The 16,570-nt window shown below is 46.1% G+C and carries 15 protein-coding genes; 8 read left to right on the top strand and 7 right to left on the bottom strand.

What is annotated here, in order from left to right; all coding sequences use genetic code 11:
* Positions 1-227: 227 nt before the first annotated feature.
* Both KHS38_RS08105 and KHS38_RS08100 read left to right on the top strand, forming a co-directional pair.
* A complete protein-coding gene (locus KHS38_RS08105) occupies positions 228-1,844 on the top strand; it encodes a catalase (protein WP_213487988.1) in 1,617 nt (538 codons plus the stop codon).
* Between the two features lie 470 nt (positions 1,845-2,314).
* On the top strand, positions 2,315-4,654 hold the full coding sequence (locus KHS38_RS08100) for a tetratricopeptide repeat protein (RefSeq protein WP_213487987.1): 2,340 nt from the start codon (positions 2,315-2,317) through the stop codon (positions 4,652-4,654).
* A 114-nt stretch (positions 4,655-4,768) separates the two neighbouring features.
* On the opposite strand, the gene KHS38_RS08095 is transcribed toward KHS38_RS08100, so the two are convergent.
* The 4 genes from KHS38_RS08095 to KHS38_RS08080 all read right to left on the bottom strand — a co-directional run bounded on the left by KHS38_RS08095 (position 4,769) and on the right by KHS38_RS08080 (position 7,478).
* A complete protein-coding gene (locus tag KHS38_RS08095) occupies positions 4,769-5,260 on the bottom strand; it encodes a MarR family winged helix-turn-helix transcriptional regulator (protein ID WP_213487986.1) in 492 nt (163 codons plus the stop codon).
* Positions 5,261-5,735: 475 nt separating this feature from the next.
* The gene (locus KHS38_RS08090; protein ID WP_213487985.1) at positions 5,736-6,452 is read right to left on the bottom strand and encodes a 3-ketoacyl-ACP reductase; all 717 of its coding nucleotides are present in this window, start codon (positions 6,450-6,452) and stop codon (positions 5,736-5,738) included.
* A gap of 86 nt (positions 6,453-6,538) precedes the next feature.
* Entirely contained in the window at positions 6,539-7,204 is a 666-nt protein-coding gene (locus tag KHS38_RS08085) for an HAD family hydrolase (protein ID WP_213487984.1), read from the bottom strand.
* 127 nt (positions 7,205-7,331) lie between these two features.
* Complete coding sequence (locus KHS38_RS08080) at positions 7,332-7,478, bottom strand: hypothetical protein (protein WP_213487983.1); 147 nt, start codon at positions 7,476-7,478, stop codon at positions 7,332-7,334.
* 138 nt (positions 7,479-7,616) lie between these two features.
* Between KHS38_RS08080 and KHS38_RS08075 the strand changes: the two genes are divergently transcribed.
* The 5 genes from KHS38_RS08075 (at position 7,617) to KHS38_RS08055 (ending at position 12,445) form a co-directional block, all read left to right on the top strand.
* Positions 7,617-8,261, top strand: coding sequence for a (2Fe-2S)-binding protein (locus tag KHS38_RS08075; protein ID WP_213487982.1), 645 nt, complete (start codon positions 7,617-7,619; stop codon positions 8,259-8,261).
* Positions 8,258-9,238 (top strand): FAD binding domain-containing protein, encoded by a 981-nt coding sequence (locus KHS38_RS08070; protein WP_213487981.1) that lies wholly within the window; start codon positions 8,258-8,260, stop codon positions 9,236-9,238. Before KHS38_RS08075 ends, KHS38_RS08070 begins: the two co-directional genes overlap by 4 nt.
* 12 nt (positions 9,239-9,250) lie before the next feature.
* The gene (locus KHS38_RS08065; protein ID WP_213487980.1) at positions 9,251-11,413 is read left to right on the top strand and encodes a xanthine dehydrogenase family protein molybdopterin-binding subunit; all 2,163 of its coding nucleotides are present in this window, start codon (positions 9,251-9,253) and stop codon (positions 11,411-11,413) included.
* 133 nt (positions 11,414-11,546) lie between these two features.
* Positions 11,547-11,696, top strand: a complete 150-nt coding sequence (locus tag KHS38_RS08060) for a glycine zipper domain-containing protein (protein ID WP_213487979.1) — start codon at positions 11,547-11,549, stop codon at positions 11,694-11,696.
* A gap of 50 nt (positions 11,697-11,746) precedes the next feature.
* Positions 11,747-12,445 (top strand): endonuclease III domain-containing protein, encoded by a 699-nt coding sequence (locus tag KHS38_RS08055; protein WP_213487978.1) that lies wholly within the window; start codon positions 11,747-11,749, stop codon positions 12,443-12,445.
* Positions 12,446-12,509: 64 nt separating this feature from the next.
* On the opposite strand, the gene KHS38_RS08050 is transcribed toward KHS38_RS08055, so the two are convergent.
* The 3 genes from KHS38_RS08050 to hemW all read right to left on the bottom strand — a co-directional run bounded on the left by KHS38_RS08050 (position 12,510) and on the right by hemW (position 15,366).
* Positions 12,510-13,391 (bottom strand): cupin-like domain-containing protein, encoded by an 882-nt coding sequence (locus KHS38_RS08050; RefSeq protein WP_213487977.1) that lies wholly within the window; start codon positions 13,389-13,391, stop codon positions 12,510-12,512.
* A 154-nt stretch (positions 13,392-13,545) separates the two neighbouring features.
* Positions 13,546-14,097: a fasciclin domain-containing protein gene (locus KHS38_RS08045; RefSeq protein WP_213487976.1), complete on the bottom strand. Its 552-nt coding sequence runs from the start codon at positions 14,095-14,097 to the stop codon at positions 13,546-13,548.
* 147 nt (positions 14,098-14,244) lie between these two features.
* On the bottom strand, positions 14,245-15,366 hold the full coding sequence (gene hemW, locus KHS38_RS08040) for a radical SAM family heme chaperone HemW (RefSeq protein ID WP_213487975.1): 1,122 nt from the start codon (positions 15,364-15,366) through the stop codon (positions 14,245-14,247).
* Positions 15,367-15,567: 201 nt separating this feature from the next.
* On the opposite strand from hemW, the gene KHS38_RS08035 reads away from it, so the two are divergent.
* Positions 15,568-16,560: a DUF4271 domain-containing protein gene (locus tag KHS38_RS08035; protein WP_213487974.1), complete on the top strand. Its 993-nt coding sequence runs from the start codon at positions 15,568-15,570 to the stop codon at positions 16,558-16,560.
* Positions 16,561-16,570 lie beyond the last annotated feature (10 nt).

Genomic DNA, 16,570 nt, shown 5'->3' with positions numbered 1-16,570 from the left:
TATAACTACACTTCATTAAGTGATTGGTGAATTCTTAATATTGTAATTAAAAAGCTATTAACCTATAGATAAATACTATGGGCTATCTTATTGATTTATATTAAAAACATATCGTGTTCTGGGCTGTAGTTTTGAATGGTGATGTTTGATAATTAAGCTATTAATTATCTGCATGTAAGTGGCTTAGCTGCTAAATATACATGGCGTAAAACCTAACAACAACTACTATGAACAAAGACGGAATTTTAAATCCTAACAGCCAAACAGAAGGCGAAGGAGCGAAAACCCTGACCACCCGCCAGGGCCATCCCGTAACAGACAATCAGAACGTACGCACGCTGGGCAACCGCGGTCCGGTTACGCTCGAGAATTACCAGTTTCTGGAAAAAATGTCGCATTTCGACCGCGAGCGTATTCCCGAGCGTGTAGTGCATGCCCGTGGTGCTGGTGCACATGGCGTGTTCGAAGCTTACGGAACCGTAGGTGATGACCCTGCCGGCAAATATACCCGCGCTAAATTATTTCAGGAAAAGGGCAAGCAAACCCCGGTGTTTGTACGCTTTTCATCCGTAATTCATGGCGGCCACTCGCCTGAAACCCTGCGCGACCCACGCGGCTTTGCCGTTAAGTTTTACACCGAAGATGGTAACTGGGATTTGGTAGGCAACAACCTGAAAGTGTTCTTCATCCGCGATGCGATGAAATTCCCTGATCTGGTACATGCATTCAAACCCGATCCGGTAACCAACATTCAGGATGGCGAGCGTATTTTCGATTTCATCAGCAGCACGCCCGAGGCTATGCACATGATTACCTTCCTGTTTTCGCCTTACGGTATTCCGGCCAACTACCGCCAAATGCAGGGATCAGGTGTAAATACTTATAAATGGGTAAATCAGGATGGCGTAGGGGTATTGGTAAAATATCATTTTGAACCGCTGCAAGGCATCAAAAACCTAACGCAGGAGCAGGCTCAGGAAATACAGGGTAAAAACTTTAACCATGCTACCCAGGATTTATTTGAGGCTATTGAGGCTGGCAACTATCCGGAATGGGAGATGCTGGTGCAAATCATGAGCGATGATGAGCATCCGGAGCTGGATTTTGATCCGCTGGATGATACCAAGCTGTGGCCGGAAGACCAGTTTCCGTGGCTGCCGGTAGGTAAAATGACACTAAACCGCAACCCGCTCGATTATTTTGCCGAAGTAGAGCAATCTGCTTTTGGTACTGGTGTACTGGTTGATGGCTTGGATTTCTCTGACGATAAAATGCTGCAGGGCCGTACTTTTGCCTATTCGGATACGCAACGTTACCGGGTGGGTACAAACTATCTGCAATTACCAATTAATGCGCCGCGTACACATGTTGCTACCAACCAGCGTGGTGGGCAGATGGCCTATCATGTAGATTTGGCACCGGGCGTAAACCCAAGTGTAAACTACGAGCCATCAACTGCTTTGGGTGGCTTAAATGAAGCGCCTAAAGCGGGTCAGGATCACGAGCCGGAATATAAAACGGCTAAACTCGTTCGTCGTAAAATTGATCGTACCAATGATTACAAGCAAGCCGGCGAACGCTATCGCCTGTTTGAAGATTGGGAACGCGATGACCTGATCAAAAATCTGGTAAATACGCTGGCGCCAACCAATAAATTAATTCAGGACAGAATGGTTGAGCATTTTACCAAGTGCGACCCCGATTATGGTCGCCGCGTAGCTGAAGGACTGAATGCCCTGAACGATCAAAACGCTGCCATGCAAAAAGGCCCTATCGGTACCACCGGCTCTGCCGATGCTGTGCATCAGGCCGAAGATGTGGCTAAAGAGTCGAAGCCCTTCTAATCAGAAATAACGCTTTATCAGTTTACAAACGCCTGTAGCAATACAGGCGTTTTTGTTTGTATAAGGTATTATGCTAAAGGTTTATTCGCAGCATGTTTACATCGGCATGGCGCTTTTATACTAATTAGCATGATACTTGCACCTAATGGCATATTAAATAGCAGTTAATTGAAAAGAATGCGTTAGTGTGGTGGAAAAAGCAGATGGTGATGAACAGTCATCTCCGCTTATGTTTAAAGTTAAAGCTTAAAGGTTATTTACTTGTTAATAAAAGAATGAAATTTTTAAGAATATACTTTCACTATAATCTTAAAAGTATCTATTTTGAAAGATTAACTACCATCTTTGCTGATATAAAAGTGTTTATCTTCGAGATGGCATTGGCTGTTAAATTTTGATTATTAAAGTAGTTGTAAGCATTGGAATTAACTGTAAGTATATCGTCGCAACCTAACCGTGTTAAAATAAGTATGGGGAAAATTTTACTCATTATTGTAGCGTTATTGCCCATTTGTGCAATGGCCCAAACAGCCGACAAGTATATGCAGGCAGGTAACGCCAAAGCCAATGTAAAAAATTACACAGCGGCCGTGGCCGATTTTTCCAGGGCTATAGAGGTATCACCACAAAATGCAATGGCTTACCTGTACCGGGCAAATGCCAAAAGTAACCTGAGCGATTACCAGGGAGCCATTGAAGATTATACCAAAGCAATAGACATTAAACCAGATCTGGCAGATGCTTATTACTACCGGGCAAATGCTTACTCCAATACCCGTTTGTATGTAAACGCTATTACTGATTATACCAAGGCGCTTACCTACAAGCCCAAAAATGCCGACCTGTATCATTACCGTGCAAATGCAAAAATGAACATGGCCGACCATGCCGGCGCTATTGAAGATTTTAACCGGGCTGTGGCACTGAGCCCAAATGAGGCTGATCTATATACTTACCGTGGCGTAGCCAAAAGCAACGTGGGCGATTTCAACGGCGCTGTGATGGATTATGACCGGGCCATCGCCCTGAAAACTAAAACACAGGATATTTATTACTACCGTGCTAATGCCAAGGCCAGCCTTAAAAACTATTATGGCGCCATACTGGATTTTAACAAAGCCATTGAACTGAATCCGCGTAATGCCGAAGCTTTTTATTATCGCGGTAACGCCAAAGCCAACATGGGTAACAACCAGGGCGCTATTGAAGATTATAGTCAGGCCACCAAAATAAATCCTAAGTTGGCCGGCTTATATCATTACCTGGGCAATGCCAAAAGTAATGTGGATGATGACCGGGGCGCTATTACCGATTATACCAAAGCATTGGCATCTGCACCCGATAATCCCGAATTGTACCTGTACCGCGGCGTGTCCTACACCAATCTGGGTGATACGGCAAAAGCTTTGGCCGATATCAATAAAGCCATCAGCCTAAAGCCCGAGTATGCTGAAGCTTTCCAAAACCGGGCACGTTTGTATAATATCAATAAAGATTTTGAGAATGGCCTGGCCGATGCCGAGGAGGCGTTAAAGCTCAATCCTAAATTAGCCGGTGCCTATATAGAGCGCGGCATGGCTAAGTCATCATTAAAAGATACCGTTAGCGCTTTGCAGGATTTTAATACGGCCATACAGTACAATCCTAAAAACGAATACGGCTATTATGCCCGCGGCGAGGTAAAATTCAAATTAAAGGACTTTACCGGTGCGCTCGAAGATTATAACAAAGCTATAGAACTAAAACCTGCTTATGCCGAAGCTTACATTAGCCGCGCCAATGTAAAAACACGTTTGCGCAACTTTGTAGGCGCTGCGCAGGATTATCAGCATGCTATTGATATGTCGCCGCGCAAAAGCGAAGATGCTTACCTGAAGTTGGGTAACGCCCGTAGCATGTACCGCGATTTTCAGGGCGCTATACAGGTGTATAATTTGGGCTTGCAGCTAAATCCTAAAAGCACGGCCTTGTTTGTAAAGCGTGGGGTAGCCAAAAGCTACCTAGGCGATATGCAGGGTGCAGCCCGTGATTTTAATCAGGCAATAAAAATTGATACCGGTTATGCCGATGCTTATCAGAACCGGGGCAACCTTAAAGCTGGTTACGGTGATTATGAAGGTGCACTGGCTGATATTAACCGTGCCATTTCAAAAAACAGCAGCGAAGAGGCTTACTTGTTTTTGGGTAATGTGAAAATGGGGCTGAACGATTATCTGGGGGCAATTGACAGTTATAACAGTGCACTCGATAAAAACCCGAACAGCGTAACCGCTTACAACTACCGTGGTGTAGCCAAAAGCCACCTGCCCGACTCATTAGGTGCGATGGACGATTTTAACCGGGCCTACGAGCTGGAGCCGCAAAACGAAGAGGTGTTTATATACCGTGGTAAAGCCCGTTTGGTAATGCGCGATTCGATTAATGCCATGCAGGAGTATAATACAGCTATTGATATGAATCCCGGCAATGCCGATGCTTACGTATACCGTGGCCTGGCTAAGTACAAGCAGCAGGATTATCGCGGTGCTGAGCAGGATTACAACCTGTCTGTTCAGTTGCTTCCAAGCAATAAAGAAGCTTATTTGAACAGAGGTAACGCCAGAGCGGCGCTCAAAAACATAAAAGGTGCTATTGAAGATTACAGTACGGCCATTTCGCTCGATTCGCGCTACCGCGATGCCTACTACCAGCGCGGACTACTGCGGGCAACCATCCCGGCCGAAAAGAATGGCGGCTGCCTTGATTTGAGTAAAGCGGGCGAGTTAGGGTTAAAGAAAGCCTACGATGCCATCAGAAAATATTGTAATTAACCATCAACAAAAAAGCCGGCGCTAAGCCGGCTTTTTTGTTGAATAATATTGTGTATGCAGGCTAAAAGCTTTGGTCTGCAAAGGCAAAAACTAATTTAGGCGTTGTGCACGGGGCTATAGTCCGTCTGCAGGTACCATTTGTTTTTTAATGCGGTAGTACATGCTTTGTTTGTCAAGCGCCTGTTCCAGTTGGGCAAGGGTATCGAGCAGGTTATGATCGGCTTCTTCCAACCAGCTTTCATTCTCGGTTTTAATAATGGCTAAGGTTGGAGCCAGCTCTTCTAACAACTTTTTGCCTTTGGGCGAGAGCGCAACCAAGCGTTTGCGGGCATCGTTTATATCTTTATGTACGGTAATAAGCTTGGCTTTAAGTAGTTGATCTACAAATTGAACAATGGCCGGGTGGGTGAGCTTTAATGATTCGGCAATATCAACAATCGAAAGCATCTTGTTTTTGCGCAACAGCTCAAGCACCAGAAACCATTTCGACTCAAAGTTGAGGTCGAGTTCCTTGTATATTTTGTTCACATCCTGCGCCAGTCGTTCACTCAGTCGCTTTAAGCGGGTGGCCAGGGCAAGCGCACCAAGCTCGGTTATTAAGTCCATACAGATAGGTAAAAGTTTTCCTAAGATACATTTTACATCGGTATAAAGTTTAGGGCTGATAAATACCAAAACGGCTTTAGATAGGCGTTTGAAGCCGTTTTTGAGTTAAATCAACAAGCTGCAAAGGCTAATGAACCGGTTGGTTATTTATGAGAAAAGCATTAAAGTTATTGCAATGGATTTTTATACTCTAACCCAGATGGATGAGTCTTTATAATTGGCTAACAGGTGATTAGCCAAAAGTTAATGTAAGGGTTAAGGTGATGTAAATATTTATATAAGTATTAACACAAATAGCCTGTCTAACAAATAGATTGCCCCTTAGTTGAGGCTGCTATACATGGTAATTTTAATAGATTAATTTTTATAAAAATTTTACATTAACTTCAGGAATAAGGCCTTGGCGGGTAAAAAGAGCAGAAGCTAAAGCCTGCCCGATAAGAATAATAATTCCTGCCCGACAGGCCTTTAAATTTTATGGGTTAGTTGACCACAGGCCGGCTTCTTTCACAAATACGCGGCGGTTCAGTTTCAGGTTGGCTATTACAAACTCGGCAAAATCTTCAGGTTGCATTACCTTGTCGGGGTTGCCGTCGGTAAGTTTCAGGTCAATAGCCAGGTCGGTAGCAATGGTGCTTGGCGTAAGTGTGCTTACCCGGATGTTATGTTTGCGCACTTCCTGCATCAGTGATTCTGATAAGCCAATGAGGCCAAACTTGGAGGCGCTATAAGCGCTGGTAACGGCTGCGCCACGCTGCCCGGCGGTAGATGAGATATTGATAATATCGCCCGCTTTACGCTCTATCATGCCCGGTAAAACAGCGCGGGTTACATAGTACACACCCAGCAGGTTAATACGGATAATTTCTTCCCAACGGGCCGGATCCAGCTCAAGGAAACCGCCAAAAGTTGAGGTACCTGCGTTGTTAATTAAAATATCAATATTGCCCAGTTCGGCTTTCAGCTTATCTGCTGCTGTGTTTACGGAATTGATATCGGCAACATCGGCAGTTGCTATCGCGGCTTTAACACCTAAAGCTTTTACCTGCTCGGCAACAGCTTCCAGGTCGGCAGTGGTGCGGGCCATTAAGCCTACGTTAACGCCCTCGTTAGCCAAAGCCAGTGCCATAGCTTTACCGATGCCTTTGCCGGCGCCGGTTATCAATGCATTTTTTCCGGTTAATTGTTCCATAGTAAAATATATTCGGTGCAATATTACAATAAACCATGCTGTGCTAAGGCTGGTGTGGTTGTTTATGACAATGCTGTTAAAAATGTTTATGCCAGTAAACCGGTAAAATAGCTGCCGGTAAAATCGGGTGCAAAGTGCAGGATGTGATCCATATGGGCAAACTCCTGTTGTTGATGCGTAGTGGTTAATACTACGGCTTTCATGCCTGCATTCAAAGCCGCCTCGGCGCCTTTGGGCACATCTTCAAAAACCAGGCAATCGGTTGGCGCCTGTTGTAGCAGTTCGGCCGCTTTCAGGAATGTTTCGGGATGTGGCTTGCTTAAAGTTACGTCTTCGGCACTGACAATCGCTTTAAAATAATGGCGGATGTTCAGGTTATCCAGCACAAAATCTATATTGAACAGGATAGCTGCCGATGCGATAGCCATGGGTATATTTTGCTGGTATGCTTTTTCTAAAAACTCAGGTAACCCCGGCAATAAGGCCAGCTTAGGCAAAAAGGCTTGCTGGTACCGGCGTTCTTTCTCGATAGACAGCTCCTGTATCTCGTCGTCGGTAAACCGCTGCGGGCCAAACACCCGCACCAGTACTTCCGAGTTCTTACCATACATTTGTGGCTTCACCTCATCCCAGGTAAAGTTGCCGCCCAGCTCTTCATTAAATATCTGCTGCCAGGCCTGTGTATGATAGTCCATGTCGTTGATCATGGTGCCGTTCAAATCAAAAATCAGGGCTTGTGGTCTTGTCGTCATGCTTACAAATAGACTAAAAATATATTAACCGCCAAGTTCTTGTTGGGTTTTACGTACTGACACGATCGTGTCACGAGTATAAATACCTGTACCAAACTGTACCGGGTGTTCCACGCTGTACCACTTTTTATAAAGTGCCTCTATGTGCTGCAAAGGCCGTTTTGGGTGTACCAAAGTGTACCACCTGTTCCGCTGTGTACCGGTTTGTTCCGCTTTGTACCACTTCAAAAAGTGGTACACCTTTATCTGGGCCGGAATAGGCGGAGTTAAGCATGGCAGCGGCAGTTATAAGCTAAGCTCCTACAACCGATTGAATAGCCATTACAGTGCTATTTTTAATCGGTATAAATAAGTATTTGATTGGTGTTCTGACAATGAAAATGGGTAGCTTGGTGTAAATTATACCATACCTATGGACGAACAGTATAACGAAGGTTTGCCGGATGGGCAGGGACAGTCTGCCGGTAACCCACGAAGAGATTTCCTGAAGAAAAGCACACTATTAACCGCGGTAGCCTTAACGCCAGGCGTGGCCGTAAAAGCAGCCGAGAACCATGTGGACGAGCATGTAGCCGCCGTATTTGAAAAGCTACCTGTAGATATTGAGATTAATGGTGTAAAACATAATGTATTAGTTGAGCCGCGTGTAACCCTGCTGGATTTGCTGCGCGAGCAGTTGAACCTTACCGGTACCAAAAAGGGCTGCGATTATGGCCAATGCGGCGCCTGTACCGTACATGTGGATGGGCATCGTGTTAACTCCTGCCTTACGCTTGCTGTGATGGTAGATGGTAAAAAAGTAACCACCATTGAGGGGCTGGCCAAAGGCGATGAACTGCATCCCATGCAAGAAGCTTTTATTAAGCACGATGGTTTTCAGTGCGGCTATTGCACACCGGGGCAAATCATGTCGGCCGTGGCTTGCGTACGCGAAGGGCATGCCGGTTCAGAAATGGAAATACGCGAATACATGAGTGGTAATATTTGCCGTTGCGGCGCTTACCCCAATATCGTAAACGCCATTATGGAAGTGAAAGCAGGGGGGCAGCAGGTATGAAGCAGTTTCAATACATTCGCCCCATTACGCAGCAAAGCGTGCTGGCTGCTATAGCTCAGCCCGGTACTAAAATCATCGCAGGCGGCAGCAACCTTGTCGACTTGATGAAGCACGGCGTAATGACGCCCGACAAACTGGTAGATATCAACAAGCTTCCCTTGCGTAACGTCAGCACAGTTAAAAATGGGGTGCACATCGGTTCGCTGGCGCTTAACAGCCAGGTGGCTGAGGATAAGCAGGTAGTAGCCAAGTTTCCGCTGTTGTCTCAGGCGCTCAATGCAGGTGCCTCCGCACAGTTGCGCAACATGGCAACCGTAGGCGGTAACATGATGCAGCGCACGCGGTGCCCTTATTTTTATGATGTGGCTTTACCGTGCAACAAGCGCAATCCCGGCTCGGGATGTGGCGCCTTGGAAGGTTTTAACCGTATGCATGCCATTTTTGGTATGAGCGAGCAGTGTATTGCTGTGCACCCGTCGGATATGGCGGTAGCTATGGCAGCACTGGATGCAACTGTTATTATTGCCGGTAAGAAAGGCGAACGCCGTTTGCCTTTTGTTGATTTTCACCGCCTGCCGGGTAATACGCCGCAATTGGATAATAACCTGGCTAAAGATGAACTGATTGTAGCCGTTGAAATACCCGAAAATAACTACGCTGCGCACAGCCATTACCTTAAAATACGCGACAGGGCATCATACGCCTTTGCGCTGGTTTCGGTAGCCGCTGCGCTGGATATTGATAACGGTACCATCCGTTCGGCACGTTTGGCTATGGGTGGTGTGGCGCATAAGCCATGGCGCCTAACCGCTGCCGAAAAAGCGCTTGTGGGTAAACCTGCCAATGCGGCCAGCTTTGAGCAGGCAGCTCAGGTAGCCATGCAAGGTGCGAAAGCGTTTAAAGACAATGCCTTTAAACTGAAGCTGGCACCGGCTGCCATTATTGAAGCCTTAACACATGCTGCAGGTTTAGCTTAATCATCTCACCCCATGAAACAACAAGAACTTTTAAATATACCGCCGTTTACCGAGGGCATAAACCGGGTAGACGGCAAACTAAAGGTTACCGGCGCAGCCAAATACGCAGCCGAATTTAACCTGCCTAATATGGCCTGGGCTGTATTGGTGCCCAGTACCATTACCAAAGGTACTATCAGCACTATTGATACCAAGGCCGCCGAGCGGGCACCCGGCGTACTCAAAGTTATTACCTACTTAAACGCGCCTAAACTACCCGGCTATGATAGCGGTAAAGATCCAAGCAAACCACCAACCGGCGGCGGTCCGCTACGGTTGTTTGTGGACAATACGGTAAAATTCAACGGGCACCCGATAGCCATGGTAGTAGCCGATAGCTTTGAGCGTGCCACTTATGCCGCATCGCTGGTAAAGGCTACCTATAACAAAGAGTCGTTTCAAACGGATGCATCCAAAGTTTTGGATAAGGCTGATACGCCTAAAGGTCCCCGTTTTGCCGATTACAAGAGAGGCAACCCGGAGGAGTGGCAAAATGCACCTGTAAAGGTGGAAGAAGAATATATCATCCCCATTGAGGTGCATAACCCAATGGAGCTAAGCGCCATTGTAGCACATTGGACGGCGGATGATAAAGTAACCGTATACGACAAAACCCAAGGTGTAAAATCAACCCAGAATGCCATTGCGCAAGCCTTTAAACTGCCGCCCGATAATGTACAGGTGATAACCAAGTTTGTAGGTGGCGCTTTTGGTAATGCCTTGCGCACCTGGCCGCACGAAACGGCTACCGTAATGGCTGCTCAAATGATAAAGCGCCCGGTAAAGCTGGTGCTTACCCGCGAAATGCAATTTAACTCAGTAGGTTTTAGGCCATACACTTGGCAAAAAATCAGAATCGGTGCTACGGCCGATGGTAAGTTCACTGGCCTGATACATGAGGCACGCGCGCAAACTTCATCTTTTGAAGAGTTTACAGAAGGTACAGTGAATATGGCGCGCTTTATGTACGCCTGCCCAAACGTAGGCACCATTTATAAAATTACACCGGTTGATACCAATACACCAACCTGGATGCGTGGCCCGGGCGAGGCCACCGGCGCCTTTGCGCTGGAATCAGCCATTGATGAGCTGGCTTACAAGCTAAACCTGGATCCGATTGAGCTGCGCATACGCAACCATGCGGATACTGACCCGGAGAACGGCAAACCTTTCAGTACCAAATACCTGAAAGAAGCGTATGAAATGGGCGCCGACAAAATTGGCTGGAAAAACCGTCCGTCCAAACCCGGTACACTAACCGAAGACGGCTGGCTGATAGGCTATGGTATGGGTTCGGGGGTGTTTGGGGCAGGTAGGGGCCGTGCTACGGTAAAAGCAACCATGCAGAGTGATGGTATCTTACTGCTGCAAACCGCCGTGACTGATATTGGTGTAGGGACAGGTACTGCTATGACGCAAATTGCCGCCGATGCTTTTGGTATACCGTCCAGCAAAATTAAATTTGAACTGGGCGATTCGTCACTGCCGCCATCGCCAACGCAGGGTGGTTCCATGATTACGTCAACCGTAGGTGGTGCTGTGCATGATGCCTGCCTGGCACTTAAAGAGAAGTTTCAGCAGTTGATAGGGAATGGCGGCTCCGATAAGCCCGACTACGCCAAAGTGTTAAAAGATAAAGGGCTGCAACAGTTGGATGTGACCATCACTTCTTCTGGCTCATCCGAAATGCGCGATTTTTCGAGCTACTCCTATTCGGTACACTTTGTGCAGGTAAAGGTACACCCCAAAACCGGCGTAACCCGTATCAATAAAGTAGTGTCGGTAGCCGATTCCGGTCATATTGTGAGCCCTAAAACGGCACGCAGCCAGGTGGTAGGCGGCGCTATTGGTGGTATTGGTATGGCCCTGATGGAAGAAGCGGTTATTGATCATCGGTTTGGCCGTTACGTCAATGCCGATCTGGCTGGGTACCACGTGCCGGTGCACGCAGATATTCCGCAGATTGATGCGCTGTTTGTAAATAAACCTGATTACAAAGTGAACCCGATGGGGGCCAAAGGTATGGGCGAAATTGCGCTGATCGGTATGTCGGCCGCGGTAGCTAACGCCATTTACAATGCAACCGGTAAGCGTTTCCGTGAACTGCCCATTACGCCCGATAAGGTAATGATATAGCTTCAGCCATACGGAGGGCTTTAAGGCTTTTAAACCATGTTGTTGTGAGGAATGATAGCACCTGGCAATTTCTGATAAAGCGATTGCCAGGTTATACTCACAATGGCATGGTTTTATTCATTATATTGCATTTATGAGGCCACGCAGAAATTATGTTGTTTTAGGTTTGATATTGGGTTTGGCCCTGGGGGTAGCTACCCGCAAACTTATCATTGGCCTGTGTATAGGCCTTATTTTGGGTACCATGCTGAACCGGCTGCAAAACAGGCCGCCTTCAGAATAAATTTTCTCTCACGAGGATTCAGCGTATCTATATTATAAATAAACATTTTGATGCTTGGCAAGGTTAGCATTACCATGCAAGCCGTTGCCAAATTGCCGTTTGATCTGGATGTAATGCTCAGCCGTATTGCGGAGGCCGTTGCGCCGTACCCCAAGGCTGCCATGTTCGATTTGTATGAGCAGGGGTATACTTCTTTATTCGAGCAGTTGTTATCGTGCATTATCTCCATCCGTACACTCGACGAAACCTCTATTCCGGTATCACTACGCCTGTTTGCTAAAGCACGAACGCCCGAACAACTGCTGCGCCTTACGCCGCAGGAGTTGGAAGCATTGTTGCATGGCTCATCCTATCCCGGACAAAAGGCCTATACCATGCTGGGTATCGCTAAAACTGCTGTCGAACAATATAAGGGTGAGTTACCGGCTGATTTTAAAGTGCTGACCGATTTAAAAGGCGTTGGGCCTAAGTGTGCTAATTTGGCTTTAGGGGTAGCTGCACAGGTGCCGGCTATTAGTGTAGATGTACATGTGCATAGGGTGGTGAACCGTTGGGGGTATATAAAAGCCAGCCATCCCGAAAAAACCTTGTTACAACTGGAACTAAAAGTGCCTCAGGAAAAATGGATTGATATCAACCGCTTGCTCATGCCGTTTGGCAAGCATATTTGTACCGGCTCTGCGCCGCATTGCTCCACCTGCCCGGTACTGAATTACTGCCAGCAGGTTGGGGTGACTAAGCACCGGTAAACAAAAAACCGTCATTGCTTTGTTTATTGCAATGACGTTTATGAAAGTATTGTCTAAGATCACTTTACCTCGGTTCGCCCGCTGCTAAAGCTTTGTTAGCACGCTCAACGGCCAGGTTTTCTTTCCAGTCCATGTAACGTTTTTTGTATTTGGATTTCATGAAGTTATCAAACTTGCGCTGGATGGTGAGGTTGTACAAGCTTTTGGCTTTGATGGCCCATGATTTATCCCAGGCGCGCAGCGATATAGAGAACGATCCGTCCAGATACTTCATCCAATGCCAGTAGCCGGTAGGCATAAACAGGGTATCGCCATGTTCCAGAATAGTTTCCTGCCCTTCAATGCCATCCAGTGCAGGGTATTTGCTGAAATCAGGATTTTCTATATCGTAATCTTCCAGCGCGTAAGTAGCAAACGGGATGCAATACAAGCGCTCTTTCCATTTGTAATCAAACAACATAATGTGCTTGCGGCCATGGAAATGCGTATGAAAAATATGCGCCAGGTCTATATCATAATGCAAAAAAGTTACCGAGCCGGCACCGCCAAAAAACATATTAGGGTACTTATCCAAAAAACCACCCATCAGGTCTTTTGGCGAACGGTAATCATCCAGTAAATCGGGCGCATGCTTGATAGGATCGAACAGGAAGATACGCAGGTCAGTAGGTTCTTTCTGTATCAGGTCTATATAGTCGCCAAATTTCATTTCAGAAGCGGCGGCGTTGATGGGCTTGGTAGGGTCGGCTTTGGAGCTGTCATAAAGCGGCACCATCTGGTCGCCCACTTTTTCTTTCAAATATTCAAAGGTCCATTTTTGCAGAGCGGGCCAGCTTTGGGTGGCATTGCGTATAACCAGCGGCTTGCGCGGATTTAAGTAATTGTTAATAAAATCCTCTTTACTGATATTGTCAACCCGATCAATCGGGGTAAGAATCAAACCCATAGTTCACAATTAATTAACGTACAAATGTAACTAATTTTGAAAAGCAATAAATGCATGCTTTGTTTTTGATGTAAGCCTGACAAAATAAATAAGCCCGGCGCTCAAGGCTGCCGGGCTCATCAAATCAGATATTGAAGCAGTAATATACTGATGGTTAGTTAGGTAGCAATACGGCATTCACTACATGGATTACACCGTTTTTTTGGAAAACATCAGAGATGGTTACCCATGATTTGCCGCCTTTATCATCAACTAAATAAAGCTTTTTGCCACTCATCATAGCTGTTAAGGTACCGCCACTTACCGTGCTTAAAGTAGCTTTACCGTTGCCAGCTTTAACTTTAGCCATTAAGTCGGCAGCGCTTAAACGACCCGCTACTACATGGTAGGTGAGTACTTTGGTTAGCTGCGCTTTGTTTTCAGGTTTTAGCAGGGTTGCTACGGTACCTTCAGGCAGTTTATCAAAAGCGGCGTTGGTTGGTGCAAATACGGTAAAGGGGCCTTCGCCTTTTAATGTTTCAACTAAGCCTGCTGCTTTTACTGCGGCTACCAGGGTGGTGTGGGCTTTCGAGTTTACGGCATTATCAACAATGTCTTTTGTGGGATACATGGCAGCGCCGCCTACCATTTTAGTTTGTGCAAATGTTGTTTGGGGTGCGGTTGCCAAAGCTACCAAGGCAAATGCCGCAATCAGTAATTTTTTCATAGTGGGTTATGTTTTGAAATATGACTGAATTACGGCCTGCCGGATGTTCTGGATTTTTTTATAGCCAAACTACTTAAAACCCTTTGGTGTAATAAGTTGAGAACCAAAAAAGCTTTAATTACGTTGCAGCTGTTATTGTATTAAGCGTTAAAAAAACAACTCGGCAGCAATGTAATCGGCATATAACTTGCCTTCAGTAGTGAGGTACAGGCTATCGTTTTGGCGGAATACCCAGCCCTGGGTAATAAAGGTTTGCGCTTCTTTAAGCAGCTGCTTCGCTGCCGACGGCAGCAAGGTATCCAAATGGTCAAGATCCAAGCCCCACATAGTGCGCAGGGAGGTCATGATATATTCATTGAGGCGGTTGCTCAGGGTAAGCTCTTCCAGTTCGGCAGGCAGTGTGCCGGCATCCAGGGCTTTAAGGTAACGGGCGTTGTTAGCTACGTTCCATTGCCGGTTGTGCCCATCATAAGAGTGTGCCGAGGGGCCAATACCTACATATTTAACGCCTTTCCAATAATTGGAATTATGGCGCGAATACTGTGCGGGCAGGGCAAAGTTGGATATCTCATAATGCTCATAACCTTGCTGCTGCAGCGCGTTCATAAGGGTAATGAATTGTACGGCACTTTGGTGGTCGTTTACCGGTGGGGTTTGTTTCTTTTTAATAAGTGCAGCCAAAGCCGTGCGGGGCTCAACCGTCATAGAATAGGCCGAAATATGCGGAATTCCAAAGCTGAGCATCTGGTTGATATTATGTGCCCACTTATCGTCGCTAAGAAGGGGGTAGCCGTATATCAAATCGGCAGTGATGTTGCTAAAGCCGGCATCCTGCACGCGTTTAACGGCACTCTCGGCCTCGCCGCCCCGGTGGGCGCGGTTCATCCAAATCAAATCTTCATCAAAAAACGATTGTACGCCTATGCTAAAGCGGTTCACAGCCGTTTGCCGTAGCGCGGCCACCTTGTCGTCATTTAAATCGTCCGGGTTTGCTTCTAAGGTAACCTCGGCTGTGGATGCAACTAAATGATGTTGGGTAACAGCATCCAGCAAAAAATTAATTTCACCGGCATCCAATACAGAAGGTGTGCCACCGCCAAAGTAGATGGTTTCAACAGGTTCGCCGTTCAGATAATCTTTTTGTAAAGCTATTTCTTTGGCTAAAGCTGCAACAATTTCACTGCGGTATTTTTGCGATGTGCTGAAATGAAAGTCGCAGTAATGGCAGGCTTGCTTACAAAAAGGAATATGAATATAAATACCGGCCATACTGCAAAAATAACAAAAAACCATTTGGGCATTAAACCACCATTGTAGTTTAACTTATGCTAAACGTGCGGCACCTGCGTTTAGTGCTGCTTTTAAAACTATTTATACCGGTTACAATAACTTAATACGGCCCAAAGTTGGGGTTGCTTTTAAATTTTCGGTACTTTTGCGGCCAATTAGAGCTGGAAGCATCATTTAATTATGCGTTTAATACTGTTTTGCTTATTAATATTTGGTTTTTGCTGTACTACGGCTTTTGCGCAGACAGAAGATACCTCATTGGTTGAGCAAACAGCCGATACTACGCCGCCTAAACGCATTTACACACCGCCGCCTGCTGCGGCCAGTCTGCTCGATTCTGTAGCCCATGCACTGGAGGCACGTCAGTATTTTGTAGGCGATTCACTTTCTAAAATATTTGTGCAGGCGCCCGATCCGCATCGCCGCAATTTATTTGTAGATAGTATGCTTAAAAGCTACGATAGCAGCGATTATACCATATTTCACCGTCCCGATAATAAGCGCGGTCATCTGCGCGAAGGCAGTACCCGCCGCACGCGCGATCAATGGGTGATTTTAATTATTACCGCCTTACTGGTATACATGGGGCTGCTTAACCGGGCCATGAGTAAAGACATCCGCAATGTGCTGGAGTCTTTTTACAATAACCGTATCCTCTCGCAAGTGAGTAAGGAGGAAAACCTGCTTAATTCGTGGACGTTTGTGGGACTGTTCTTGCTTTTTGGTTTAACCTTCGGGCTGTTCATTTATCAGCTAACCTCCTATTTTGAGGTTTATTACAGCATCAGCGGGGTACAGCTTTTTGTATCGTTTTCACTACTGGTGATTGTGCTGTTTGCTGTAAAGCTGATCCTGCTGCGTTTTCTCGGTTTTGTGTTCAACGTGGGTCGCCTGGTGAGCGATTACACTTCCATCCTGTATCTTACCTACTTCAATATAACCTTCGTTTTTTTACCAGTAACGCTATGTTTTAGCCTGTTGGCGGCCAGATACATACCTTATGTATTGATGGTGGCGCTGCTACTGGTGGTGGTTATATTTGTGTGGCAATATCTGCGTAGTAGTGTGAGTATCATTTCAAACTTTAAATTTCATAAGTTTTATTTATTTATTTATCTTTGTGCCCTCGAAATTTGCCCAATTTTAATATTGATTAAGGCACTGAACAATTAGACACTTAGGT

Origin of the sequence: Mucilaginibacter sp. Bleaf8, from assembly GCF_018390515.1 — a bacterium.
Lineage (GTDB): Bacteria > Bacteroidota > Bacteroidia > Sphingobacteriales > Sphingobacteriaceae > Mucilaginibacter.
The sequence above is the reverse complement of the archived record's forward strand: the minus strand, read 5'-3'. Positions and strand labels throughout refer to the sequence as shown.

What these genes read in the sequence shown, in the direction of transcription:
- KHS38_RS08105 (WP_213487988.1), top strand. Translation starts at nt 228, where the DNA reads ATGAACAAAGACGGAATTTTAAATCCTAACAGCCAAACAGAAGGCGAA.
- KHS38_RS08100 (WP_213487987.1), top strand. Translation starts at nt 2,315, where the DNA reads ATGGGGAAAATTTTACTCATTATTGTAGCGTTATTGCCCATTTGTGCA.
- KHS38_RS08095 (WP_213487986.1), bottom strand. Translation starts at nt 5,260, where the DNA reads ATGGACTTAATAACCGAGCTTGGTGCGCTTGCCCTGGCCACCCGCTTA.
- KHS38_RS08090 (WP_213487985.1), bottom strand. Translation starts at nt 6,452, where the DNA reads ATGGAACAATTAACCGGAAAAAATGCATTGATAACCGGCGCCGGCAAA.
- KHS38_RS08085 (WP_213487984.1), bottom strand. Translation starts at nt 7,204, where the DNA reads ATGACGACAAGACCACAAGCCCTGATTTTTGATTTGAACGGCACCATG.
- KHS38_RS08080 (WP_213487983.1), bottom strand. Translation starts at nt 7,478, where the DNA reads ATGCTTAACTCCGCCTATTCCGGCCCAGATAAAGGTGTACCACTTTTT.
- KHS38_RS08075 (WP_213487982.1), top strand. Translation starts at nt 7,617, where the DNA reads ATGGACGAACAGTATAACGAAGGTTTGCCGGATGGGCAGGGACAGTCT.
- KHS38_RS08070 (WP_213487981.1), top strand. Translation starts at nt 8,258, where the DNA reads ATGAAGCAGTTTCAATACATTCGCCCCATTACGCAGCAAAGCGTGCTG.
- KHS38_RS08065 (WP_213487980.1), top strand. Translation starts at nt 9,251, where the DNA reads ATGAAACAACAAGAACTTTTAAATATACCGCCGTTTACCGAGGGCATA.
- KHS38_RS08060 (WP_213487979.1), top strand. Translation starts at nt 11,547, where the DNA reads ATGAGGCCACGCAGAAATTATGTTGTTTTAGGTTTGATATTGGGTTTG.
- KHS38_RS08055 (WP_213487978.1), top strand. Translation starts at nt 11,747, where the DNA reads ATGCTTGGCAAGGTTAGCATTACCATGCAAGCCGTTGCCAAATTGCCG.
- KHS38_RS08050 (WP_213487977.1), bottom strand. Translation starts at nt 13,391, where the DNA reads ATGGGTTTGATTCTTACCCCGATTGATCGGGTTGACAATATCAGTAAA.
- KHS38_RS08045 (WP_213487976.1), bottom strand. Translation starts at nt 14,097, where the DNA reads ATGAAAAAATTACTGATTGCGGCATTTGCCTTGGTAGCTTTGGCAACC.
- hemW (WP_213487975.1), bottom strand. Translation starts at nt 15,366, where the DNA reads ATGGCCGGTATTTATATTCATATTCCTTTTTGTAAGCAAGCCTGCCAT.
- KHS38_RS08035 (WP_213487974.1), top strand. Translation starts at nt 15,568, where the DNA reads ATGCGTTTAATACTGTTTTGCTTATTAATATTTGGTTTTTGCTGTACT.